At 54.8% G+C, this 22,090-nt stretch carries 25 protein-coding genes; 21 read left to right on the top strand and 4 right to left on the bottom strand.

What is annotated here, in order from left to right; all coding sequences use genetic code 11:
• Nucleotide 1: 1 nt before the first annotated feature.
• From AAGQ96_RS16955 to AAGQ96_RS16930, 6 genes are all read left to right on the top strand, one after another.
• Nucleotides 2-847 (top strand): type II secretion system F family protein, encoded by an 846-nt coding sequence (locus tag AAGQ96_RS16955; protein WP_147199581.1) that lies wholly within the window; start codon nucleotides 2-4, stop codon nucleotides 845-847.
• Nucleotides 840-1,601 carry a tight adherance operon protein gene (locus AAGQ96_RS16950; RefSeq protein ID WP_147199580.1) on the top strand — a complete coding sequence of 254 codons (762 nt, stop codon included), beginning with the start codon at nucleotides 840-842 and terminating at the stop codon, nucleotides 1,599-1,601. Before AAGQ96_RS16955 ends, AAGQ96_RS16950 begins: the two co-directional genes overlap by 8 nt.
• A 36-nt stretch (nucleotides 1,602-1,637) precedes the next feature.
• On the top strand, nucleotides 1,638-2,168 hold the full coding sequence (locus AAGQ96_RS16945; RefSeq protein ID WP_147199579.1) for a TadE family protein: 531 nt from the start codon (nucleotides 1,638-1,640) through the stop codon (nucleotides 2,166-2,168).
• Complete coding sequence (gene tadF / locus AAGQ96_RS16940; RefSeq protein WP_342754112.1) at nucleotides 2,146-2,736, top strand: tight adherence pilus pseudopilin TadF; 591 nt, start codon at nucleotides 2,146-2,148, stop codon at nucleotides 2,734-2,736. The genes AAGQ96_RS16945 and tadF overlap by 23 nt, the downstream gene beginning before the upstream one ends.
• 9 nt (nucleotides 2,737-2,745) lie before the next feature.
• Complete coding sequence (locus AAGQ96_RS16935; RefSeq protein ID WP_147199576.1) at nucleotides 2,746-3,132, top strand: hypothetical protein; 387 nt, start codon at nucleotides 2,746-2,748, stop codon at nucleotides 3,130-3,132.
• 86 nt (nucleotides 3,133-3,218) lie between these two features.
• Nucleotides 3,219-4,826, top strand: a complete 1,608-nt coding sequence (locus AAGQ96_RS16930) for a hypothetical protein (RefSeq protein ID WP_342754111.1) — start codon at nucleotides 3,219-3,221, stop codon at nucleotides 4,824-4,826.
• A gap of 43 nt (nucleotides 4,827-4,869) precedes the next feature.
• Here the strand turns inward: AAGQ96_RS16930 and queD are convergent, their stop codons facing one another.
• Complete coding sequence (queD, locus tag AAGQ96_RS16925) at nucleotides 4,870-5,229, bottom strand: 6-carboxytetrahydropterin synthase QueD (protein ID WP_147199572.1); 360 nt, start codon at nucleotides 5,227-5,229, stop codon at nucleotides 4,870-4,872.
• 300 nt (nucleotides 5,230-5,529) lie between these two features.
• Here queD and cysJ point away from each other — a divergent pair, with 300 nt between their 5' ends.
• Genes cysJ through cysH form a run of 3 tightly spaced genes read left to right on the top strand, consistent with a single transcriptional unit; the run spans nucleotide 5,530 to nucleotide 9,794 of the window.
• A complete protein-coding gene (cysJ, locus tag AAGQ96_RS16920) occupies nucleotides 5,530-7,335 on the top strand; it encodes an NADPH-dependent assimilatory sulfite reductase flavoprotein subunit (RefSeq protein ID WP_342754110.1) in 1,806 nt (601 codons plus the stop codon).
• Nucleotides 7,335-9,050 carry an assimilatory sulfite reductase (NADPH) hemoprotein subunit gene (gene cysI, locus AAGQ96_RS16915; RefSeq protein WP_147199569.1) on the top strand — a complete coding sequence of 572 codons (1,716 nt, stop codon included), beginning with the start codon at nucleotides 7,335-7,337 and terminating at the stop codon, nucleotides 9,048-9,050. Before cysJ ends, cysI begins: the two co-directional genes overlap by 1 nt.
• A 12-nt stretch (nucleotides 9,051-9,062) precedes the next feature.
• Complete coding sequence (gene cysH / locus AAGQ96_RS16910) at nucleotides 9,063-9,794, top strand: phosphoadenosine phosphosulfate reductase (RefSeq protein ID WP_147199567.1); 732 nt, start codon at nucleotides 9,063-9,065, stop codon at nucleotides 9,792-9,794.
• A 169-nt stretch (nucleotides 9,795-9,963) separates the two neighbouring features.
• Here the strand turns inward: cysH and AAGQ96_RS16905 are convergent, their stop codons facing one another.
• From AAGQ96_RS16905 to AAGQ96_RS16895, 3 genes are read right to left on the bottom strand one after another with little or no spacing between them, the layout of a single operon-like run.
• Nucleotides 9,964-10,191 carry a hypothetical protein gene (locus tag AAGQ96_RS16905; RefSeq protein WP_342754109.1) on the bottom strand — a complete coding sequence of 76 codons (228 nt, stop codon included), beginning with the start codon at nucleotides 10,189-10,191 and terminating at the stop codon, nucleotides 9,964-9,966.
• Nucleotides 10,192-10,476: a YciI family protein gene (locus tag AAGQ96_RS16900; protein ID WP_342754108.1), complete on the bottom strand. Its 285-nt coding sequence runs from the start codon at nucleotides 10,474-10,476 to the stop codon at nucleotides 10,192-10,194.
• A complete protein-coding gene (locus AAGQ96_RS16895) occupies nucleotides 10,476-11,510 on the bottom strand; it encodes an aminopeptidase (RefSeq protein ID WP_342754107.1) in 1,035 nt (344 codons plus the stop codon). Before AAGQ96_RS16895 ends, AAGQ96_RS16900 begins: the two co-directional genes overlap by 1 nt.
• Before the next feature lie 253 nt (nucleotides 11,511-11,763).
• On the opposite strand from AAGQ96_RS16895, the gene cysG reads away from it, so the two are divergent.
• The 12 genes from cysG to nlpD all read left to right on the top strand — a co-directional run bounded on the left by cysG (nucleotide 11,764) and on the right by nlpD (nucleotide 22,058).
• Nucleotides 11,764-13,179, top strand: coding sequence for a siroheme synthase CysG (cysG, locus tag AAGQ96_RS16890; protein ID WP_342754106.1), 1,416 nt, complete (start codon nucleotides 11,764-11,766; stop codon nucleotides 13,177-13,179).
• A gap of 9 nt (nucleotides 13,180-13,188) precedes the next feature.
• Complete coding sequence (gene cysD, locus AAGQ96_RS16885; protein ID WP_147199559.1) at nucleotides 13,189-14,097, top strand: sulfate adenylyltransferase subunit CysD; 909 nt, start codon at nucleotides 13,189-13,191, stop codon at nucleotides 14,095-14,097.
• 9 nt (nucleotides 14,098-14,106) lie between these two features.
• Entirely contained in the window at nucleotides 14,107-15,537 is a 1,431-nt protein-coding gene (cysN, locus tag AAGQ96_RS16880; protein ID WP_342754105.1) for a sulfate adenylyltransferase subunit CysN, read from the top strand.
• Nucleotides 15,537-16,145 (top strand): adenylyl-sulfate kinase, encoded by a 609-nt coding sequence (cysC, locus tag AAGQ96_RS16875; RefSeq protein WP_147199557.1) that lies wholly within the window; start codon nucleotides 15,537-15,539, stop codon nucleotides 16,143-16,145. The genes cysN and cysC overlap by 1 nt, the downstream gene beginning before the upstream one ends.
• Before the next feature lie 56 nt (nucleotides 16,146-16,201).
• Entirely contained in the window at nucleotides 16,202-16,522 is a 321-nt protein-coding gene (locus tag AAGQ96_RS16870) for a DUF3561 family protein (RefSeq protein ID WP_147199556.1), read from the top strand.
• A gap of 204 nt (nucleotides 16,523-16,726) precedes the next feature.
• Nucleotides 16,727-17,041, top strand: coding sequence for a cell division protein FtsB (ftsB, locus tag AAGQ96_RS16865; RefSeq protein WP_147199555.1), 315 nt, complete (start codon nucleotides 16,727-16,729; stop codon nucleotides 17,039-17,041).
• 3 nt (nucleotides 17,042-17,044) lie between these two features.
• Nucleotides 17,045-17,761 carry a 2-C-methyl-D-erythritol 4-phosphate cytidylyltransferase gene (ispD, locus tag AAGQ96_RS16860; protein WP_174822364.1) on the top strand — a complete coding sequence of 239 codons (717 nt, stop codon included), beginning with the start codon at nucleotides 17,045-17,047 and terminating at the stop codon, nucleotides 17,759-17,761.
• Entirely contained in the window at nucleotides 17,761-18,240 is a 480-nt protein-coding gene (gene ispF, locus AAGQ96_RS16855; protein WP_147199554.1) for a 2-C-methyl-D-erythritol 2,4-cyclodiphosphate synthase, read from the top strand. Before ispD ends, ispF begins: the two co-directional genes overlap by 1 nt.
• Nucleotides 18,240-19,286 carry a tRNA pseudouridine(13) synthase TruD gene (gene truD, locus AAGQ96_RS16850; protein ID WP_147199553.1) on the top strand — a complete coding sequence of 349 codons (1,047 nt, stop codon included), beginning with the start codon at nucleotides 18,240-18,242 and terminating at the stop codon, nucleotides 19,284-19,286. Before ispF ends, truD begins: the two co-directional genes overlap by 1 nt.
• Nucleotides 19,287-19,459: 173 nt before the next feature.
• Complete coding sequence (gene surE, locus AAGQ96_RS16845) at nucleotides 19,460-20,221, top strand: 5'/3'-nucleotidase SurE (protein WP_147199552.1); 762 nt, start codon at nucleotides 19,460-19,462, stop codon at nucleotides 20,219-20,221.
• On the top strand, nucleotides 20,215-20,841 hold the full coding sequence (locus AAGQ96_RS16840) for a protein-L-isoaspartate(D-aspartate) O-methyltransferase (protein ID WP_342754104.1): 627 nt from the start codon (nucleotides 20,215-20,217) through the stop codon (nucleotides 20,839-20,841). Before surE ends, AAGQ96_RS16840 begins: the two co-directional genes overlap by 7 nt.
• Before the next feature lie 149 nt (nucleotides 20,842-20,990).
• Nucleotides 20,991-22,058, top strand: coding sequence for a murein hydrolase activator NlpD (gene nlpD / locus AAGQ96_RS16835; RefSeq protein WP_342754103.1), 1,068 nt, complete (start codon nucleotides 20,991-20,993; stop codon nucleotides 22,056-22,058).
• Nucleotides 22,059-22,090 lie beyond the last annotated feature (32 nt).

Raw genomic sequence — 22,090 nt, 5'->3', positions numbered from 1 at the left:
AATGCAAATCATGATGGGCGTATTGATTGTGTTGTCGCTGGCGATACTGGTTCACTTTATTTTACGCCAGCGAAGGATGAAGCGGTTAACCCTGATGATGGAAATTATGAGCAAAGCGTCGGCCGTTAAAAATGTTCAACAGCTTAAAATGCATCATGAAGCAGAAATGGTGCTGGAAAAGCAAAACAGGACGCTGAGCTATTTCCGCATTCTTGACGGTAATATTATTTATAAGCTGGGCTTGTTGCTGGTGCTGTTAACGCTATTTTTTATTATTAACGCGATTTTTAATATAGAAATAGGGCGAACGGGCCTGATTGCCACCCTGATGGTCATGCTGATTATCGCGATTATTCTTCCCGGCAGGTTGCGCAGCCTGATGGTTAATCAACGCGTTAAGAAGCTCAGCGGCGAGATCCCGTGGATGGTTGATTTGCTGGCCGTGTGCGTTCAGTGTGGGATGAGCCTTGAAGTAGCTTTTACCTTTCTCAGTCAAAAAATGGCCGGGATCAATCCTGACTTTACGCCGTTTCTGGCCCGGCTGGTAAAACGTACCGAGGTCAGCGGCCTGAGCGATGCCCTGCGTCAGTTCTATATCGAAATTCCGTCGCCGGAGAACCGCATGCTCTGTGCGATGCTGATGCAAAGCTTGCAGTATGGCGCCTCGCTCTACGAACAACTGATTATTCTTTCAAGGGAAATTCGTGAAATCCAGCTCCTCACGCTGGAAGAAAAAATCGGCAAGCTGGGCGCAAAAATGAGCGTGCCGCTGATCCTGTTTTTTATGTTTCCGGTGATTGTGGTGGTTGGCGCACCGGGCGTAATGAGGATGATGGCCAATGTGTAAACAACGAAAGGCGCAGGCATGTTACCTGATGCTGCTGATTTGTTTGTCAGGCTGCACGTCAGGAGATTACCGCCATGACGGGCAAAGCAGCGTCGACAACCGTCAGCTTGCCGATAAAGAACGCATTCTGCTTAAAACCAAAAACTACCAAAGCCTGATCGATCTGAATCGCCGGTCGCTGCAGAAAAAGGAAAATCCGGAGGTACGGCTCAGGCTTGCGGAGTACGCTTATCTGGCAGGGAATTACGACGCTTCGCTGCATTACCTGGTGGTCTCGCTGAAAAATAATCCGTCGGCACGGGTCTATCTGCTGCAAAGCAAAAACCTGGTGGCTCAGCAGAAATATGATAATGCGCTGAATTTCGTCAATCTGCTGTTGCAGAAAGAACCTGCCAACGGCGAAGGACTGAATTTGCGCGGTATTATTCAGGCTCAGCGCGGCGAGCTGCCGGGTGCCCTACATGCTTTCGAACAGGCCCGCAACGCGTTCTATTCTGAAGAGAAAGTGGTGAATAATATTGCGCTGATTCATATTGCCGACAGGCGTTACTCGCAGGCAATAGAACTGCTGCTGCCGGTTTATTTACGTGGCTATCGGGATAATCACTTAACTCACAATCTGGTCTTTGCGCTGGTGAAAGCGGGCGATCTTCGCTATGCAAGAGAAATCATTAAGCGTGAGAATTTATCCAAATATCCGGATACGCTGGTTTCTTCATTATTTGAAATTGAAAGTAACCTTTCGACTTTATAACGCAGCAGAGGCTATTTAAAGAGCACAGGGATTGTTATGAACAACAGAAAATATACGCGCTTGCCGCTGGTTAACATACTGGAGGAAGAAAAAGGTATCGTCGCTGTGGAATTCTCCTTCGTGATTGTTATTTTCCTGTTTATGGTTTTTTTTATTTTTGAGATAAGCCGCTATATGTTTATCTCTTCCGCGATCGATTTTATGCTTTCATCGGCGTCACGCACCAGCGCTTCCCGGTCGGCAAGCCAGACGGATTACAACGCGCTGTTCAGAAAAACGATCACTACCGACAACGGCTTTTGGGCCGGATTTATCGACCCGTCATTGCTGACTACTGGCGTCACTTTTTGTGACACGGTGGCGCAGGCCGCCGCGAATAAATGCAGCGCGTCCGATTCTGATCTAAAAAAGCTGGCCGTCTATCAGGTGAGCTACAGCTACCAACCGCTGATCCTTTCCGGCATCCCAGGTGCAGGTACGCTTGTCGCAGCCCTGAAAAACTCGCTGTCGCGCCAGATTATCTCTGTACAGGAATATGAAACCAGTGCCCATTTCAAAGATATGTAGCCTGAGCAAAGGCCTGTTTGCCCGCGCAGGTGACGCTTCCGCCGTGGTTGCCGTAGAGGCTGCCTTTATTTTTTCTCTGCTCGTCATCTTAGTGATTGCCGTCACGGATTACGGTTTCTACCTGACATTGCGCAGCCGCGCCGAAGCCGTAAACTATTCATTAACCTCGGTTTTGCGAGAAAGAATCTGGCTTTATGATGCCGATGAAGCGGTGACACAGGTACAGCTTGACGAGCTGGCCAAACTGGCGGGCGTTATGTTTGGCAAAACGGGAGCGCAGCAGCTGTGCCTGACCGTGGAACAAATCGTCTTTAAAGACGAGAAGATAAAAAGCGTGGCGGCAAGCACGATATTTTTTAGCGGAGCGGCCAACTGTCGGACTCAACCCATCACCCGGCTGGAAGCCCTGACCGAACTTTCACCCTGGAGCAGTGCCAGCCGCTGGATGCCGCTTTACCAGGTAACGCTGAGCGTGCCGACGCCGGAAAACAGCCTGCATAAACTGCTCCAGGGCGTCGGCGCGTTACCGGAGCGTATTATTATTTCTAACGTGGCGCTGCCGCGATAGGACGACGCCATGTTCAGCGCTATCTGCAAAATTCTGCCGCTGCTTTTACTGGCGTCGCATCAGACGGCGGCAGGAAAAAAGCAGCCGGAGAGGCAACCTACTGAAGCGATCGTTTTTATCAATTCGGCTTTTCTCACGCAAACAACCTTAGTACAGGATATTAATCGTCAGCTGGCTTACAGCCAGCAAATCCGCAGCCGGCTTACCGTCACCATCGTCGATATTTATCCCCGAGGCAATTACGTTCTGGGGCCCGCTAACTATATCAAGGCGGGAAGCGGGGCCTGGGTAGGGAAATATCGGCCAGGGGAAATCCCCGCCTTGATTTGCCTGAAAGGAGGAAAGATGCGAGCTGAAAAATTCACTGCGGCACAGGAGATACGGACATGCCTGTAATTTCTCTGTTTAAAAAATGGATGACCCGCCAGAAAGGCGCTTTAACCCCTGCCTTCGCCATTATTCTGCCTGCATTAGTCGCTATGATGGCCTTTGGCCTGGATGGCGCTCAGGCACTTTCGCAAAAAGCGCGGCTGGCAAGGGCGGTGGGGGAAGCCTCGCTGGCCGTGGCGGCAGGAGGCAAATATGAGATGAGCCCGGAGGAGATAACCACCGCGAAGCAGATAATTACTCACTATATTGATTATTACTTCCCTGAAAAGCTGGCGATTAGCCATATTGATATTGCCAGCGCCTTTCATGAGGTTGACCAGGACAGCGTTAGCTATACCGGTTACGATATTAGCGCTGTAATAAAAGTGCCCATTCTTTTCACTGCAAAAATGGTGAGCGGGCTCGAGCGCAATCTGGCGATTGGATCCGGCAATGTGAGGATTAAAAAATACAGTTCCGTTCCGGCTGATTATGTGCTTGTGGTTGATTTCACGAATTCAGCGTCACGACAGTCATTCACCAGCCTCAAAAGCGTGGTAAACGAAGTGAGTGAATATGCCTTAAAAAATAACCCGGAAAATAAAATAGCGCTGGTGCCTTACACGATCGGCGTGCCGGTAAAACTTCCCGGTAAAAACCAGCGTGGAGGCCAGCGGGTCGGCTGTTCGCTGCTATTTGTTCCCAATGAAGGTTACGATATTGATTATACCTTTTGGGGTGATAAAAGTATTAATAATCAGAGCACTGCTACATTTAATCAGTTTATGTACACTATGGACAGAGGACGCTTTGATTTTTATCGTTACTACGTAGGGGGACTCTACTTTAACCCTCCCACGGATGATGTGCTTGTGCTTGCTCGCTGGTGTGCAAAGAATAAAAAATATGGTTCTAAAGAGGGCAGGGGGGAGTACTCCTGTCACGACGGAAACTATCCCGATGATGATATTTTCTCCGAGCGTTCGCAGCGTATTATTGCCAGTGAAAGAGCAAAGGCCAGACACGTAGTTTTAATGCAGTATAAGTGGAATTCGTTATTTAATGATAATGCCATTGATTATCAGGCCACGCTTAACAATATGTTTTCGAATAACGCTGTTATTACCTATCCGCTGCTGTGGTCGCGCAGCACTCTATCTACCTTTCGTCCTTTTCAAATGATGTGTGAAAATGCCGGCGGTTATAATCCTGCTTTACCTGATAACGATTTAAGCCAGGCAGCCCCCTTTTCGTGGCTGATTGAGTTAACCAACGATAAAAGCGAGCTGGCTCAGGTTGAAAACATGTCTCAGGCCGGATCCTGGACGCAAATTTCTTCCGGGCTGGTTCGTTCCGTACCGGTGATGATGAAAGGACGCAATAAGCGTAAGGTTTTTATTATCATTTCACGCCGGGTCGATTATCTCCAGCCTAATGCTGACGTCACGGAGAAGTGGCTAAAGCAATATCAGCTGTGCGAAAAAATCAAAGCGGGGATCAAAGAACGCGGCGAAACCAATACCAGCAGAGTAGAAATGTATTTTATTACCTATTCGGAAGGGGTCTATGCCATACCAATAAAACAAGCTAAACAATGGCATACGATATGGGCAGAGCATTGCGTGGGCACAAACAATGCCGCCACGGCTGATGATAAAGATGAGCTGCTTAAAACCATTAAAGGTTTTATGAACGACGAAACCGGGCACTTTGCCAGCTGAAAAGAAACAAGGAACGGGATCGGCCGCGGCCGATCCCGACAGGTTAACCTTTATACACGCAGCCTGCGGTACAGGTTTCTTTAATCATCACGGCGCTCAACAGCGGCAGCTGCGGCTTCATCTGGTCCCAAATCCATTTAGCCAGCACTTCACTGGTGGGATTCTCAAGGCCCGGGATCTCGTTCAGATAGTAGTGATCCAGGCGGTCATAAATCGGTTTAAACGCCGCTTTCAACTCGGCAAAATCGATAATCCAACCGGTATGCGCATCCACTTCGCCGGTAATTTCGAGCCGCACCAAAAAAGAGTGCCCATGCAGGCGCCCACATTTGTGCCCGGCAGGCACGTTAGGCAGATGGTGAGCAGCCTCAAATACGAAATCTTTAAACAGCGTGGTAGCCATAAACACAGTCTCATTCTGGGAAAACGGGCGAAGTCTACCCGAAAAAGCCTTTTTTCGCACCCGTTTCCCCATGGATTCCGTGCCGGCGCGGCGTAACAGAAAGGTGCCGATCCTAACTAACTGATATATTGCAAATTAATTAACCTGTTTATCTACTATGTCTTACTTGTAAAACCGTTTAGTCATTTTGGTTATTTAATATTACCAACCCTTATTTAAGGGTTATTATGTCAGTCGTTACCCTAACCCCATCTTGCTGGCTTAACGGCCCGGACTATCCCTACTGGAACATTTAACGCAATGACGACTCAGGCACCTCCAGGTTCTCTGCTTCCGCTTCAGCCGGAACAACTCGCCCGCTTGCAGGCGGCGACCGGTGATTTTTCCACAACGCAACTGGCATGGCTTTCCGGCTATTTCTGGGGCCTGGTCAACCAGGCACCGGGCACCGCTGCCGTTAGCGCGCCTGCACCGGTCGACACGCCAACCATTACTTTGCTGTCTGCTTCCCAGACCGGTAACGCCCGTCGCGTAGCCGAACAGCTGCGTGATGACCTGCTGGCTGCCAAACTGAACGTCAACCTGGTCAATGCCGGCGATTATAAATTTAAGCAGATTGCGCAGGAAAAATTGCTGGTCGTCATTACCTCCACGCAGGGTGAAGGCGAGCCGCCGGAAGAAGCCGTGGCGCTACACAAATACCTGATGTCGAAGAAAGCGCCGAAGCTGGACAATACCGCCTTCGCGGTCTTTGGTCTGGGCGACACCTCTTATGAATTCTTCAGCCAGGCCGGTAAAGACTTCGACAGCAAGCTGGCGGAAATGGGCGGCGAACGCCTGCTGGATCGCGTCGATGCCGACGTTGAATTCGCCGCAGACGCTGAAAAATGGCGCAAGCAAATCGTTGACGTGCTGAAAGCACGCGTGCCGAGCGAATCGCCAGCCGTTGCCGCTGTTACCGCGGCGGGCACGGTAAACGAAGTTTTCAGCAGCCCGTATACTAAAGAAGAGCCGCTGACCGCCAGCTTTGCGGTGAACCAAAAAATTACCGGTCGTAACTCAGATAAAGATGTGCGCCATATCGAAATCGATCTCGGCGATTCGGGCCTGCGCTATCAGCCTGGCGACGCGCTCGGCGTGTGGTATGAAAACGATCCCGCGCTGGTGCAGGAACTGGTTGAACTGCTGTGGCTGAAAGGCGATGAGGACGTTCAGGTTCACGGACAGACGCTGCCGCTGGCTGAAGCCTTGCAGAAACATTTTGAACTGACGGTGAATACGACGCAGATCGTTGAGCAATACGGCACGTTGTGCCGCGACGAGAAGCTGCTGGAGCTGGTGAGCGATAAGAGCCGCCTGCAACAGTATGCGCAGTCAACGCCAATTGTGGATATGGTTCGCCAGGCACCGGTTGAGCTGAGAGCAGAACAGCTGCTTGAGCTGCTGCGTCCGCTGACGCCGCGCCTTTACTCCATCGCTTCTTCACAGGCGGAAAGCGAATCCGAGGTGCATATCACCGTGGGTGCCGTGCGCTATGAAATCGATGGACGTGCCCGCGCAGGCGGGGCTTCCAGCTTCCTGGCCGATCGCCTGGAAGAAGATGGCGAAATTCGCGTGTTCATCGAGCACAATGATAACTTCCGTTTACCGGCAAACCCGGAAACGCCGGTCATCATGATTGGGCCGGGCACCGGCATCGCGCCGTTCCGCGCGTTTATGCAGCAGCGCGATAACGATGGGGCAGAAGGTAAAAACTGGCTGTTCTTCGGCAATCCGCATTTTACCGAAGATTTCCTGTATCAGGTTGAGTGGCAGCGCTACGTGAAGGATGGCCTGCTGACCCATATCGATCTGGCCTGGTCCCGCGACCAGCAGCATAAAGTCTACGTGCAGGATAAAATCCGCGAAAAAGGGCAGGAAGTCTGGCGCTGGATTGAGCAGGGCGCACACATTTATGTTTGCGGCGATGCTAACCGCATGGCAAAAGATGTCGAAAAAGCATTACTGGAAGTCGTATCAGAACACGGTGGCATGGATTTAGAGACCGCCGATGAATTTTTAAGTGAGCTGCGCATTGAGCGCCGTTATCAGCGAGACGTTTACTAATGACTGACGAAAAACATCCTGGACCGCTGGTGGTTGAAGGCAAGCTGGTTGACGCCGAGCGCCTGAAAAAAGAGAGCAACTATCTGCGCGGCACCATTGCCGAAGATCTGCATGACGGCCTGACCGGTGGCTTCACCGGCGATAACTTCCTGCTGATCCGTTTCCACGGTATGTACCAGCAGGACGACCGCGATATCCGTGCCGAGCGTGCCGAGCAGAAGCTGGAGCCGCGTCACGCGATGATGCTGCGCTGCCGTCTGCCTGGCGGGATCATGACGCCGAAACAGTGGCTGGGCATTGATAAGTTTGCCGAAGACAACACGCTCTACGGCAGCATTCGCCTGACCAACCGTCAGACGTTCCAGTTCCACGGCATCCTGAAAGGTAACGTGAAGCCTGCGCACCAGATGCTGCATGAGGTGGGCCTGGATGCACTGGCCACCGCCAACGATGTGAACCGTAACGTGCTGTGCAGCTCTAACCCGGTAGAGTCTGAACTGCATCAGGAAGCGTACGAGTGGGCGAAGAAACTTTCCGAACATCTGCTGCCGCAAACTCGTGCCTACGCGGAAATCTGGCTGGATCAGGAAAAAGTCGCGACCACCGACAAAGAGCCGATTCTGGGCGAAACTTATCTGCCGCGTAAGTTCAAAACCACCGTGGTAGTGCCGCCGCATAACGATGTGGATCTGCACGCCAACGACCTGAACTTTATCGCCATTGCCGAAAACGGCAAGCTGATTGGCTTTAACCTGCTGGTCGGTGGCGGGCTATCTATCGATCACGGTAACAAAGCGACCTATGCGCGCACCGCCAGCGAGTTTGGTTATCTGCCGGTTGAAAAAATCCTCGACGTGGCGGAAGCGGTAGTGACGACCCAGCGCGACTGGGGCAACCGTACCGATCGTAAAAATGCCAAAACCAAATACACGCTGGAGCGCGTGGGCGTGGAAACCTTTAAGCAGGAAGTGGAACGACGTGCTGGAATAACGTTCGAGCCAATCCGCCCTTATGAATTCACCACGCGTGGCGACCGCTTTGGCTGGGTAAAAGGCATCGACGACAAATGGCACCTGACGCTGTTTATCGAAAACGGCCGTATTCTCGACTATCCTGGCCGCCCGCTGAAAACCGGACTGGCTGAGATCGCCAAAATCCATCAGGGCGATTTCCGTCTGACCGCGAACCAAAACCTGATCGTTGCAGGCGTTCCGGAAGCGCAGAAACAGGCTATCGAGCGGCTTGCCCGCGATCATGGCCTGATGGAAAACGTGACCGCGCAGCGTGAAAATTCGATGGCCTGCGTCGCGTTTCCAACCTGCCCGCTGGCAATGGCGGAAGCCGAACGTTTCCTGCCTGAATTCGTTACCCGCGTAGAAGGTTTGATGAATGCACACGGCGTGGGCGATGAGCACATCGTGCTGCGCGTGACCGGCTGTCCTAACGGCTGTGGTCGTGCGCTGCTGGCCGAAGTTGGGCTGGTGGGCAAGGCGCCGGGCCGTTATAACCTGCATTTGGGGGGCAACCGTATCGGTACGCGTATCCCGCGCATGTATCGCGAGAACATTACTGAAGACGAAATTTTAGCTACCCTTGATGAATTATTGGGCCGCTGGTCGGCAGAGCGCGAAGCGGGTGAAGGCTTTGGCGATTTCACTATTCGCGCTGGCGTGGTGAAACCGGTTCTCGATCCGGCCCGTGATTTCTGGCAATAACGGAGGCGTGTAATGGCTGTACTCGATCTCGCAGCACTGAACGATTTGCCTAAAGTGGAGCGCGTAATGGCGCTCGCTGAAGTTAACACTAAGCTGGAAAAGCTGTCCGCTCAGGATCGCGTGATCTGGGCGCTGGAAAACCTGCCCGGTGAAGCGGTGCTCTCCTCCAGCTTTGGCATTCAGGCGGCGGTAAGCCTGCATCTGGTTTCCCAGATCAAACCGGATATTCCGGTGATCCTCACCGATACCGGCTATCTGTTTCCTGAAACCTATCAGTTTATCGATGAGCTGACCGACAAGCTTGGCCTGAACCTGAAAGTCTTCCGCGCTGAACAGAGCGCGGCCTGGCAGGAAGCGCGCTACGGTAAGCTTTGGGAGCAGGGCGTGGAAGGCATTGAGCGCTACAACGACATCAACAAAGTAGAGCCAATGAACCGCGCACTGGAAACGCTGAATGGACAGACGTGGTTTGCTGGTTTGCGCCGCGATCAGTCCAGCAGCCGTGCCAACCTGCCGGTGCTGGCTATACAGCGCGGCGTGTTTAAAGTGCTGCCCATTATCGACTGGGACAACAAGCAGGTGTACCAGTACCTTAAAGAACACGGTCTGGGCTATCACCCGCTGTGGGAGCAGGGCTATTTGTCGGTAGGCGACACGCACACCACACGCAAGTGGGAGCCGGGCATGGCGGAAGAAGAAACCCGCTTCTTCGGCCTGAAGCGCGAGTGCGGGCTGCACGAGTAGTAAAAAGGGCGGAAAGTATCCCGCCCTTTTATAACCGACGACGCCTGAATTCAAAGCGTAAAGCGCCCTGGCCGGGAATAAAGCGTCCTGGGCCATGGACGGCCCAGGTCGAGCTGTCATGGACGACGTCTTTTGCGTCTTTATGGACGGCCAGAGGGCTTTGCGCCTGTCACCGGCTTACAGCGAACGCTTTGGTGTTCAGCACCAGCCACCGGCTTACAGTGAGCGCTTTGGTGTTCAGCACCAGCCACCGGCTTACAGCGAACGCCCTGGTGTTCAGCACCAGCCACCGGCTTACAGCGAGCACTTTGGTGTTCAGCACCTGCCACCGGCTTACAGCGAGCGCTTCGGTGTTCAGCACCAGCCACCGGCTTACAGCGAACGCCCAGGCATCCACTCAGATCCCCACCAGCCCGGCAAACTCATCGGTCGCCCGCGTCACATTCACCTTCGTCACTTCATACTCCGCCACGGCCTGGAAAGCATCTTCTGCCAGAATGGCATTCAGCCGATCCCGATCGATATCCCGCACCAGCACCACACCGCCAGTACGCGGATCCTTACGGCCCGCGGTAATAAAAATGCCGGCGTCAAAATACGTATCCAGCCAGGCAATATGCGCATCCAGAACGGCTTCAACGTCCTCCATCGGGCGGGTATAGCTAAGCGTAACGATATACATTAAGACTCCTTTGACGGGGTTTTAGGATTAACCAGCTCGGTAATCAACGGTAGCAGGATCCGTACGCTGTTGTGCATCCGTTGGGTAATACGGCCAGGCAGCCAGCGATCAAGGTAAGTCAGATTATCAATAGCGGCCTGGTGTTGGCTGGTACCCTGCGGAAAGTGGTGGCTGATAGCTCGCTGCTGATTGCCATCCTGTTTGCCCAGATCCCAGTTAGTGGCACGCACGCTCAACAGCGGGAATCCCGCTTTATCAAACAAATCTGCCGCAGGCTCGGTTTTCACTGCTTTACCCCGCGTAGAAACGGCGATTCGGGCCGAGCGGGCGATGGCCAGCGCCCGATCTCGGGTCTGCCGCGCCACGGGTTCGGGCGTATTCACGCCGCTGTTGAAATACAGCTTATCGCCAACCACCAGGCTGTCGAGTTTGATCACCAGCAGCGTATTTTTCTTCTCTTCTGGCTTCATACGGGCGAGATAATCCTCCTCGCCGCGCTGATTCAGCTCCTCGCCGCTCAGCGCCACAAAACGCAAACTGTAATGCAGCGGAACCTTACTCAGGCGCTGTGCCAGCTCCAGCATCACGCCCAGGCCAGAAGCGTTATCATCCACGCCCTGTAGCGTCAGGCCGCCAAGATTCTGCTGCCTGTCGCTGTCGCTTTGCGGCAGATACGTATCGGCATGCGTCAGGATAATAATCTGCTGTGGCACCTCGCCAGCCCGCGCGGCAATCACCGTGGTCGCCGTCGCGTTATGGTCCGTCAGATGGCCATTCTGTGATTTATACTGATAGTGAAGCGTGAAATTTCGTTTATTGCTGTCGTAGCCCAGTGCCTGGAACTGTTGCTGTAAGTAGTCTGCGTTCAGCATCTCCGCTGGGCTACCTGGCATACGGCCCGGATACCGGGTCGCGATGTGCCGCAACTGCTGCTCGGCAAGATGGCCACAGGCGTTAGTGGCCGCCTGAAGAGGGAAAATCGCACCGCAAGCGAGCAGCGCGGCCAGCGCGCTCAGGCGGAGTCGGGAAAACATGTTGCGTCCTTAGTCGTCATCCTGTGACGATCTTGCGAAAATATTTTGCCGTTACAGTATGAAAGTGTGACCGTGCGCGCACAATTACATTCTCTCTGAAAGCCCCGGTTTTTCATCCGTTAAGCACATTTTGTCCTTAGCTTTGCCAGGGCGTTATTCCATTCGGGAACTACTCATTCCAATTAGTAATTTCATAAGCCTTAAGCCGGGGCCGTATAGTCGCGTTAACTTTTTGTTATTTGATAAGGCTGACGTGGACTATCTCCCTCTTTTTGCAGACATCCGAAACAAACCGGTGCTGGTTGTGGGCGGCGGTGATGTCGCTGCGCGCAAAATCGAACTGCTGCGTCGCGCAGGCGCACGCGTGCAAATCGCTGCCCGGGAACTTTGCGAAGAGCTGTCGTCCCTGCACCACAGCGGCGCGGTAGAGTGGATAGCTCAGGAATACCAAAGCAGCCAGCTGGACAGCGTTTACCTGGTGATTGCCGCCACCGACGACGGTGAACTCAACAGCCGCGTCTTCGAGGACGCCAGCGAGCGTCGGCTACTGGCTAACGTGGTGGACGATCAGCCTAAATGCTCCTTCATTTTTCCATCGATTGTGGATCGCTCGCCGCTGGTGGTGGCGATCTCTTCCAGCGGCACCGCGCCGGTTCTGGCCCGCCTGCTGCGTGAGAAACTTGAAGCGCTGTTACCCGCTAATCTGGGACAGATGGCAGAAATCGCCGGTCGCTGGCGAGGCAAGGTGAAAGACCGCTTTAGCAAGATGTCCGAGCGTCGCCGTTTTTGGGAAACCGCGTTTAACGGACTGTTTGCCAGCCAGGTCGCTGCGGGCAACGTTCAGGGCGCCGAACAGACGCTGGATCGCCAGCTGACTGACACCCAGTCGAATCAGGGTGAAATCATCCTGGTGGGCGCAGGCCCGGGCGATGCTGGCCTGCTGACCTTGCGCGGCCTTCAGGTGATGCAGCAGGCGGACGTGGTGCTCTATGACCATCTGGTCAGCGACGAAATTCTTGATTTAGTACGCCGGGATGCCGACCGCATCTGCGTAGGCAAGCGGGCTAATGCGCACACCGTTCCCCAACACGAGACCAACCGTCTGCTGGTGGAGCTGGCGAAAAAGGGCAAACGCGTGGTGCGGCTGAAAGGCGGCGATCCCTTTATCTTTGGTCGCGGCGGCGAAGAATTGCAGGCAGCGGTTGAGGCCGGCATTCCTTTCCAGGTCGTACCCGGCGTCACCGCTGCCGCAGGCGCAACCGCCTATGCCGGTATTCCGCTAACGCACCGCGACCACGCTCAGAGCGTACTGTTTATTACCGGTCATTGCCGCGCCGATGGCGAAGGCATGGACTGGCCATCGCTGGCACGTGCCCGTCAAACGCTGGCGATTTATATGGGTACGGTGAAAGCCGCTGAGATCTCGGCGCAGCTGATTGCCCATGGCCGCGATGCCCACACGCCGGTCGCGGTGATTGGCCGTGGAACGCGTCAGGATCAGCAAGTGCTGACCGGCACGCTGGAAGAATTAGAAGGACTCGCGCAACGCGCGCCAACGCCAGCCCTGCTAGTGATCGGGGAAGTGGTTAACCTGCATCAGCAGCTGGCGTGGTTTCAACATTCAGCGCAGCAGGCCGGACGCGAGTCGGCTGTTGTGAATTTGGCTTGAGGAAAAGTTATGGATCAAAAACGACTCACCCACCTGCGTCAACTGGAAGCGGAAAGTATCCATATCATCCGTGAAGTGGCGGCAGAGTTCGGCAATCCGGTGATGATGTACTCTATCGGAAAAGACTCCTCGGTAATGCTGCACCTGGCGCGTAAAGCATTTTATCCGGGCACGCTACCGTTCCCGCTGCTGCACGTCGATACCGGTTGGAAATTCAAAGAAATGTACGAATTTCGTGACCGCACGGTGAAAGAGATTGGCGCAGAGCTGCTGGTGCATCGCAACCCGGAAGGCGTGGCGATGGGCATTAACCCGTTCGTGCACGGCAGTGCCAAACATACCGATATCATGAAAACTGAAGGACTGAAGCAGGCGCTGAACAAATACGGCTTTGATGCCGCGTTCGGCGGCGCTCGTCGCGACGAAGAAAAATCGCGTGCGAAAGAGCGTATCTACTCCTTCCGCGACCGTTTTCACCGTTGGGATCCAAAAAACCAGCGTCCTGAGCTGTGGCACAACTACAACGGCCAGATCAACAAAGGCGAAAGCATCCGTGTCTTCCCGCTCTCTAACTGGACCGAGCTGGATATCTGGCAGTACATCTTCCTGGAAAATATCGACATCGTTCCACTTTACCTGGCTGCGCCGCGTCCGGTACTGGAACGCGACGGCATGCTGATGATGATTGATGACGATCGCATTGATTTACAGCCTGGCGAGAAAATTGAAGAACGCATGGTGCGTTTCCGCACGCTCGGCTGCTGGCCGCTGACCGGCGCGGTGGAATCGGAAGCGCAAACGCTGCCTGAAATCATCGAAGAGATGCTGGTTTCCACCACCAGCGAACGTCAGGGGCGCGTCATCGACCGCGATCAGTCCGGCTCGATGGAGCTGAAGAAACGCCAGGGTTATTTCTAAGGAGCCGACATGAATACCGTCATTGCACAACAAATTGCCGATCAGGGCGGCGTGGAAGCCTGGCTGCACGCACAGCAACATAAAAGCCTGCTGCGTTTTCTGACCTGCGGCAGCGTCGACGATGGCAAGAGCACGCTGATTGGCCGTCTCCTGCACGACACGCGTCAGATTTATGAAGATCAGCTCTCCTCGCTGCATAACGACAGCAAGCGTCACGGCACCCAGGGCGAAAAACTGGATCTGGCGCTGCTGGTCGATGGCTTGCAGGCCGAGCGCGAGCAGGGCATCACCATCGACGTGGCTTACCGTTATTTCTCCACCGAGAAGCGTAAATTTATTATTGCCGACACGCCGGGACACGAGCAATACACCCGCAACATGGCAACCGGCGCGTCAACCTGCGACCTGGCGATCCTGCTGATCGATGCGCGTAAAGGCGTGCTGGACCAGACGCGTCGCCACAGCTTTATCTCCACGCTGCTGGGCATCAAGCATCTGGTGGTCGCCATCAACAAAATGGATCTGGTTGAGTATAGCGAAGCGACGTTTGAGCAAATCAAAACCGATTACCTCGACTTTGCTGCTCAGCTGCCGAACGATCTGGATATCCGCTTCGTGCCGCTTTCCGCGCTGGAAGGCGAGAACGTCGCCAGCCCAGGCGAAGCGATGAGCTGGTACACCGGCCCAACGCTGCTGGACGTGCTGGAAACGGTCGAAGTGAAGCGCGTGGTGGAACAGCAGCCCATGCGTTTCCCGGTGCAGTACGTGAACCGTCCTAACCTGGATTTCCGCGGCTATGCCGGGACGCTGGCGTCAGGAGCGGTTCATGTGGGTCAGCGCGTCAAAGTGCTGCCTTCCGGCGTGGAATCTTCTATTGCACGCATCGTCACCTTCGACGGCGACTTGCAGGAAGCGCAGGCGGGTGAAGCGATTACGCTGGTGCTGAAAGATGAAATCGACATCAGCCGTGGCGATCTGCTGGTAGAAGCGGGTGCCGTGCTGAAGCCGGTACAGGCAGCCAGCGTTGATGTGGTCTGGATGGCAGAACAGCCGCTGGTACCGGGGCAGAGTTTTGACATTAAAATTGCCGGTAAGAAAACCCGCGCGCGCGTTGAGAAAGTGCAGTATCAGGTGGAAATCAACAGCCTGAAGCAGCTGAGCGTGGAAAGCCTGCCGCTGAACGGTATCGGCCTGGTCGATCTGACTTTCGATGAGCCGATGGTGCTGGATAAGTATCAGCAAAACCCGGTGACCGGCGGCATGATCTTCATCGACCGTCTGAGCAACGTGACGGTGGGTGCCGGTATGATCCGTGAACCTCAGGAAGAGGCGGTGCAGGAAAACGGCAATTTCAGCGCCTTTGAGCTGGAGCTGAACGCGTTAGTCCGTCGTCATTTCCCACACTGGGGCGCTCGCGATCTGCTGTCAGGCGGCAAATAATGGCTGCCGCTCATGATGAAAACGTCATCTGGCACGACCATGCCCTGACGCGTGAGGAACGTGAAAAGCAGCACGGCCATCAGGGCGTGGTGCTGTGGTTTACCGGCCTGTCGGGGTCGGGGAAATCTACCGTTGCGGGTGCGCTGGAGCAGGCTTTGCATCAGCTTGGCGTCAGCACCTATTTGCTGGATGGCGACAACGTTCGCCATGGCCTGTGCCGCGATTTGGGCTTCAGCGATGACGATCGTAAAGAGAACATTCGCCGCGTCGGCGAAGTGGCGAAGCTGATGGTGGATGCCGGGCTGGTGGTGCTGAGCGCGTTTATTTCGCCGCATCGTGAGGAGCGCCAGATGGTCCGCGATCTGCTCGGCGAAGGCCGCTTTATTGAGGTCTTTGTCGACACGCCGCTGGCGATTTGTGAGGCGCGCGATCCGAAAGGATTGTACAAAAAAGCGCGTGCCGGTGAGCTGCGTAACTTCACCGGCATTGACGCCGTATATGAAGCGCCAGAACAGCCGGAAATCCGCCTCGACGGCGAACAATTGGTAACAAATTTGCTGGTTCAAGTGTTAGATCTGCTGCGCGGTCGCGATATCATCAAGCCCTGAGATAGCCACGGCAAAACGCCTCAGAGCGGGCCGTATCACGCGTCAACAGGATACTTATGCATAACGTTACGCCCATGCTGGCCCGTAAAGATGACCGGGACCAGGAAGAGATTTCCTGGTCGTTTCCCGGCGGGGTTGTCGGCTTTGCCTGCTACTGGCTCGCCCTCGCGATCCCCTTCATACTCTACGGCTCCAACACGCTGTTTTTCTTTCTGTACACCTGGCCTTTCTTTCTGGCACTGCTGCCGGTCTCGGTGCTGATCGGCATCGTCGCCAGCGTGCTGCTGCGCGGTCATCTCATCTGGACGCTCCTGCTCACGATTGTCGTCGTCGTCGGGCTGTTCTGGCTGCTGTTTACGCTGCTGAGCGGCTGGTAACTGTCGCTGATTGTCGGAAGGTTTGCCTGCGGACTGGCAAAATCTGATGTCTGAATGCGCATACCGGTAACAGAACTTTGCTTAATCCTGCCTGTTTCAGGTCGCTAAACGCTCACCGATCCGTTAATCCGCGGCTAAATCTCTGTCGGAGTGGAGTCGGGGGAAAAGTTGTGGGATGATTGGGCCGTTTTTCAGGGGGCGGGGATGGGAAAACTTACGCTGCTGTTACTTGTTTTACTCGGCTGGCTGCAATATTCGCTCTGGCTGGGCAAGAACGGCATACATGATTATACGCGCGTCAATGAAGATGTTGCCGTGCAGCAAAGCAGTAACGCGAAGCTAAAAGCGCGTAACGATCAGCTGTTTGCAGAAATCGACGATCTTAACGGCGGTTCTGAAGCAATTGAGGAACGCGCACGTAACGAGCTGGGGATGATCAAACCCGGCGAAACCTTCTATCGCCTGGTGCCGGATCAAAACAGACGAAACGTGCAGCAGGGTAACAGTCAGCAACGATAAAACATGAACATCGCAGGCACCGAACCGGACGTCATTGCCATTGTTCCTGCTGCCGGTATCGGCAGCCGGATGCAGGCTGAATGCCCTAAGCAGTATCTGACTATCCAGGGGAAAACCATTCTGGAACATGCGCTCGACAGATTACTGGCGCATCCCAGAATTTGCCGCATTATCGTCGCTATCAGTCCGGACGATCCCTGGTTTTCTACGCTGCCCATTGCTAACGACCCGCGCATTATCAGCGTGGCGGGGGGCAAAGAGCGGGCCGACTCCGTTCTGGCCGGTTTGCAGGCAGCATCTTCCTCACGCTGGGTGCTGGTACATGACGCCGCGCGTCCTTGCCTGCATCCCGACGACCTTACGCGCCTGCTGGCGCTTACCGCAACCAGTCAGGTTGGCGGTATTCTTGCGGCACCGGTTCGCGACACCATGAAACGAGCGGAATCAGCCGGTCTTGCAATCGCGCATACTGTCGATCGCGAGGCGCTTTGGCACGCTCTGACGCCGCAGCTTTTTCCGCTCGACCTGCTGCGTAACTGCCTGCAACGCGCGCTCAACGAAGGCGCGGTGATTACCGATGAAGCCTCAGCGCTGGAATATTGCGGCTATCACCCTGAACTGGTCGCAGGCCGCAGCGATAATATAAAGGTGACGCGGCCAGAAGATCTCGCGCTGGCCACGTTTTACCTGACTCAACGACAGATTAAGGAGAACGCATAATGCGTATCGGCCACGGTTTTGATGTTCACGCGTTTGGCGGCGAAGGCCCGTTGATTATTGGCGGCGTGCGAATTCCTTATGAAAAGGGCTTACTGGCGCATTCTGACGGCGACGTCGCGCTGCACGCGCTGACCGATGCATTGTTGGGTGCGGCGGCGCTAGGTGATATCGGCAAGCTGTTCCCGGACACGGACGCGGCTTATAAAGGCGCTGACAGCCGCGAGCTGCTGCGCGAAGCCTGGCGTCAGATTCAGAAGAAAGGCTATCGCATTGGCAACGTGGACGTCACGATTATCGCTCAGGCCCCTAAAATGCTGCCGCACGTGCCGCAAATGCGCATCAACATCGCTGAAGATCTCGGCATCCATATGGACGATGTCAACGTAAAAGCCACCACCACCGAAAAACTGGGCTTTACCGGTCGCGGCGAGGGCATCGCTTGTGAAGCTGTCGCGCTACTGATGAAGGCGGCTGCCTAATGACGGTCAACACTCTGCAATGGCTGTACGGTCAGCCTGCGGCCAGCGGCGTGGTGAAGGCGAACCCGGAAGACTTTATCGTTATCGAAGATCTGGGCTATCGGCCAGACGGCGAGGGCGAGCAGGTGCTGGTTCGCATCCGTAAAAACGGCTGCAATACCCGTTTTGTCGCCGAGGCGCTGGCAAAATTCGCCGGTGTCCATCCTCGTGATGTCAGCTTTGCCGGCATGAAAGATCGCCATGCAGTCACCGAGCAGTGGTTTTGCCTGCGTGTTCCTGGTAAAGAAACCCCTGACTTCACTAAGTTTGATCTGGAAGGCTGCGAGGTGCTGGAAAGCGCTCGTCACCGTCGTAAATTGCGTACCGGTGCGCTACAGGGCAATGCTTTTACGCTGATTTTGCGTCAGGTTTCTGACCGGGAAGCGGTAGAGCAGCGGCTGAAACAGATTGCCGTCGCCGGCGTGCCTAACTATTTTGGTGAACAGCGCTTTGGACGTGACGGCAACAATCTGACGATGGCGAAACGCTGGGCAGCCGATGAAATTCGCGTTCGTGAGCGCAATAAACGCAGCTTTATCCTGTCTGCCGCCCGTAGCGTGCTGTTCAATCAGATTGCGAGCGATCGCCTGACGCAGCAGGGCTCGTTGACTCAAGTGATGCCGGGCGATGCGCTTCAGCTCACCGGGCGCGGCAGCTGGTTTGTTGCCGACGAAGCGGAGCTGGCTTCCCTTCAGGCGCGCGTAGATAACAACGAGCTCCGCATTACCGCTCCGCTGCCGGGCAGTGGCGACTGGGGCACTCAGGGCGAAGCGCTGGCTTTTGAGCAGCAGAGCCTTGCAGGTGAAGCCGATCTGATCGGCCTTATTGAACGCGAGAAAGTGGATGCTGCCCGGCGCGCAGTGCTGGTCATCCCGCGCGATCTCGGCTGGAGCTGGTGGGATGATGTCACCGTTGAACTGAATTTCTGGCTGCCGGCCGGAAGCTTCGCTACCAGCGTGGTGCGTGAAATTCTGAATCAGCACGAAGAAGTCAGTATTGACGAATAAGCCGGTTCACTGCGCCTGGTACTGTTGCTTTCCTCACGATAGAATGCAGTTTGCTCATTCCAGAACATCCCGCCTGAACTGACCTTCTGCCGCTGTGATTAACCCGCAGGCGGCAGGATGCATAAAGCGTGGTATGATAGATAGCATATTGAAATCAAGAGGTTGAAGTTCAGATGCGAATTTTGCTGAGTAACGATGACGGTATTCATGCTCCCGGTATCCAAACGCTGGCTACCGCGCTGCGTGAATTTGCGGAAGTGCAGGTGGTCGCGCCGGATCGCAATCGTAGCGGGGCGTCTAACTCACTGACGCTGGAAACGCCGCTTCGTACTTTCAGCTATCCCAACGGTGATATTGCTGTACAAATGGGGACGCCGACCGATTGCGTCTATCTGGGCGTTAACACGCTGATGCGCCCAAAACCCGATATCGTGGTCTCCGGCATCAATGCCGGGCCGAACCTCGGTGATGACGTCATCTATTCCGGTACGGTGGCGGCGGCAATGGAAGGGCGTCATCTGGGACTGCCCGCGCTGGCTGTCTCGCTTGATGGCCATCAACATTACGATACCGCTGCGGCCGTCACCTGTTCAATTTTGCGCGCTTTGCAGCGTGAACCGCTGCGCACTGGCCGCATCCTCAATATTAACGTTCCCGATCTGCCGCTGGCGGAAATCAAAGGTATTCGTGTGACCCGTTGCGGCAGTCGCCATCCCAGCGATCAGGTTATTGCACAGCAGGATCCGCGCGGCAACACGATGTACTGGATTGGGCCGCCGGGCGACAAGTTCGATGCCGGTCCGGATACCGATTTTGCTGCCGTGGATGAAGGCTATGTTTCGGTCACTGCGCTGCACGTCGATCTCACTGCCCATAACGCGCAGGAGGTTGTTGCTGCATGGTTGGTTAGTGCCGAGGTTGGCAGCGAATGGTGATGCGACGCATTGATACACTGCTGGCGCAGCTGCGTCAGCAGGGGATCGACGATGAGCTGCTGCTGAAAGCCATGGAAGAGGTGCCGCGCGAGCGGTTTGTCGACGAGGCTTTCGAGCATAATGCCTGGGAAAACATGGCGCTGCCGATCGGTTCCGGGCAGACCATTTCTCAGCCTTATATTGTGGCGAAAATGACCTCGCTACTGGCGCTTAAGCCCACGTCTCGCGTGCTGGAGATTGGTACGGGATCGGGCTATCAGACCGCTATCCTGGCGCATCTGGTCGGGCATGTTTACTCCGTTGAACGTATCAAAGGTCTGCAATGGCAGGCCAAACGTCGCCTGAAGCAGCTCGATCTGCACAACGTTTCCACCCGCCACGCTGATGGCTGGCAGGGCTGGCCGGCAAAAGGGCCATTTGATGCCATTATCGTTACCGCGGCTCCCCCGGAAATCCCTGTTGAGCTGCTTAACCAGCTGGATGAAGGCGGGGTGCTGGTGCTGCCGGTTGGCGAAGAGCAGCAGGAATTGAAGCGTATCACCCGCAAAGGCGGCGAGTACAGGGTGGAAACGATCGAGCCGGTGCGTTTTGTGCCGTTAGTGCAGGGCGACCTGGCCTGACGCCGATACGCAATTGGTCACATCTGTGAATGGCACCTGAACCACGATATTGTTACTATCTCATCCATTCAGAATTTAATACTGCGGATGCCAGCTAAGTGGCCTGCATCCGGACAGTTATCACAGTTTTGCCGTAACGGGGGATATAAATGAGCACGGGAAGCCCAGTACTTAAGTTACGCCGGATTGCGGCGCTTTCACTTGTTGGATTTTGGTTGGCTGGCTGTTCCAGCAACAATTCACAGGCCCCTATCAGCTCCGTTGGCGGCGGTAATAATGCGCAAACCAGCGAAGGCGGCGGTGGGCTGATTGGCCGTCCTCCGGCGATCTCCACGCGTTCTCCTGCTCCCGTAGCCTCCGGTCAAAGTGAAAACGTTGTTACACAAAATGGTCGCATCGTGTACAACCGCGCGTATGGGAATATTCCTAAAGGTAGCTACAGCGGACAAACTTATACCGTTAAACGCGGTGATACGCTGTTCTATATTGCCTGGATTACCGGGAACGATTTCCGCGATTTAGCGGAACGAAATAACGTCACTGCGCCATACAGTCTCAACGTGGGCCAGCAGTTGCAGGTTAGTAATGGCTCCGGTGGTACCCTCACTGGCGGCAACGCAATTACCGCAGCCGATGCCACATCGGGTGGCGTACCGACTCAGCCGACCACTTCACAAATGAAAGGCGCAACGGTTGCGCACCAGCCAGTTATTACGTATTCTGAGGATTCAGGTAAACCAAGTGAAGGCAAAATGTTACCTTCATCCGGCACTAATACTGTTGCAACGACAACAGCGCCGGTTACCGCACCGACCGTCAGCAGTACAACGAACAGCAGTACTCCAGTGGGAAGCTGGCGTTGGCCGACTGACGGGAAGATCATTGATAACTTCTCTGCTTCCGAAGGTGGCAATAAAGGTATTGATATCGCGGGATCGCGAGGGCAACCCGTCGTCTCAACCGCCTCAGGGCGCGTTGTTTATGCCGGGAATGCGTTACGCGGTTACGGTAACTTGATTATCATCAAACATAATGATGATTACCTGAGTGCATACGCCCATAACGACACGATGCTGGTCCGCGAGCAGCAAGAAGTTAAAGCGGGTCAGAAGATTGCGACCATGGGCAGTACCGGCACGAGTTCGGTTAGATTGCATTTTGAAATTCGTTACAAGGGGAAATCCGTAAACCCGTTGCGTTATTTACCGCAGCGATAATCCGGCAGAACCCTGGTGTTCTGCCCTGGGAT

It is taken from the genome of Pantoea sp. MBD-2R (assembly GCF_039134845.1).
In the GTDB taxonomy this organism is placed as follows: domain Bacteria; phylum Pseudomonadota; class Gammaproteobacteria; order Enterobacterales; family Enterobacteriaceae; genus Erwinia.
The sequence above is the reverse complement of the archived record's forward strand: the minus strand, read 5'-3'. Positions and strand labels throughout refer to the sequence as shown.

Excerpts from the sequence above, each read along its gene's own strand:
- AAGQ96_RS16945 (WP_147199579.1), top strand. The coding sequence starts at position 1,638 with ATGAACAACAGAAAATATACGCGCTTGCCGCTGGTTAACATACTGGAG.
- cysN (WP_342754105.1), top strand. The coding sequence starts at position 14,107 with ATGAATACCGTCATTGCACAACAAATTGCCGATCAGGGCGGCGTGGAA.
- AAGQ96_RS16935 (WP_147199576.1), top strand. The coding sequence starts at position 2,746 with ATGTTCAGCGCTATCTGCAAAATTCTGCCGCTGCTTTTACTGGCGTCG.
- AAGQ96_RS16870 (WP_147199556.1), top strand. The coding sequence starts at position 16,202 with ATGCATAACGTTACGCCCATGCTGGCCCGTAAAGATGACCGGGACCAG.
- AAGQ96_RS16930 (WP_342754111.1), top strand. The coding sequence starts at position 3,219 with ATGGCCTTTGGCCTGGATGGCGCTCAGGCACTTTCGCAAAAAGCGCGG.
- cysD (WP_147199559.1), top strand. The coding sequence starts at position 13,189 with ATGGATCAAAAACGACTCACCCACCTGCGTCAACTGGAAGCGGAAAGT.
- surE (WP_147199552.1), top strand. The coding sequence starts at position 19,460 with ATGCGAATTTTGCTGAGTAACGATGACGGTATTCATGCTCCCGGTATC.
- ispF (WP_147199554.1), top strand. The coding sequence starts at position 17,761 with ATGCGTATCGGCCACGGTTTTGATGTTCACGCGTTTGGCGGCGAAGGC.
- queD (WP_147199572.1), bottom strand. The coding sequence starts at position 5,229 with ATGGCTACCACGCTGTTTAAAGATTTCGTATTTGAGGCTGCTCACCAT.
- AAGQ96_RS16840 (WP_342754104.1), top strand. The coding sequence starts at position 20,215 with ATGGTGATGCGACGCATTGATACACTGCTGGCGCAGCTGCGTCAGCAG.
- AAGQ96_RS16895 (WP_342754107.1), bottom strand. The coding sequence starts at position 11,510 with ATGTTTTCCCGACTCCGCCTGAGCGCGCTGGCCGCGCTGCTCGCTTGC.
- cysI (WP_147199569.1), top strand. The coding sequence starts at position 7,335 with ATGACTGACGAAAAACATCCTGGACCGCTGGTGGTTGAAGGCAAGCTG.
- nlpD (WP_342754103.1), top strand. The coding sequence starts at position 20,991 with ATGAGCACGGGAAGCCCAGTACTTAAGTTACGCCGGATTGCGGCGCTT.
- cysH (WP_147199567.1), top strand. The coding sequence starts at position 9,063 with ATGGCTGTACTCGATCTCGCAGCACTGAACGATTTGCCTAAAGTGGAG.
- AAGQ96_RS16950 (WP_147199580.1), top strand. The coding sequence starts at position 840 with ATGTGTAAACAACGAAAGGCGCAGGCATGTTACCTGATGCTGCTGATT.
- ispD (WP_174822364.1), top strand. The coding sequence starts at position 17,045 with ATGAACATCGCAGGCACCGAACCGGACGTCATTGCCATTGTTCCTGCT.
- truD (WP_147199553.1), top strand. The coding sequence starts at position 18,240 with ATGACGGTCAACACTCTGCAATGGCTGTACGGTCAGCCTGCGGCCAGC.
- AAGQ96_RS16955 (WP_147199581.1), top strand. The coding sequence starts at position 2 with ATGCAAATCATGATGGGCGTATTGATTGTGTTGTCGCTGGCGATACTG.
- ftsB (WP_147199555.1), top strand. The coding sequence starts at position 16,727 with ATGGGAAAACTTACGCTGCTGTTACTTGTTTTACTCGGCTGGCTGCAA.
- cysC (WP_147199557.1), top strand. The coding sequence starts at position 15,537 with ATGGCTGCCGCTCATGATGAAAACGTCATCTGGCACGACCATGCCCTG.
- AAGQ96_RS16900 (WP_342754108.1), bottom strand. The coding sequence starts at position 10,476 with ATGTATATCGTTACGCTTAGCTATACCCGCCCGATGGAGGACGTTGAA.
- cysJ (WP_342754110.1), top strand. The coding sequence starts at position 5,530 with ATGACGACTCAGGCACCTCCAGGTTCTCTGCTTCCGCTTCAGCCGGAA.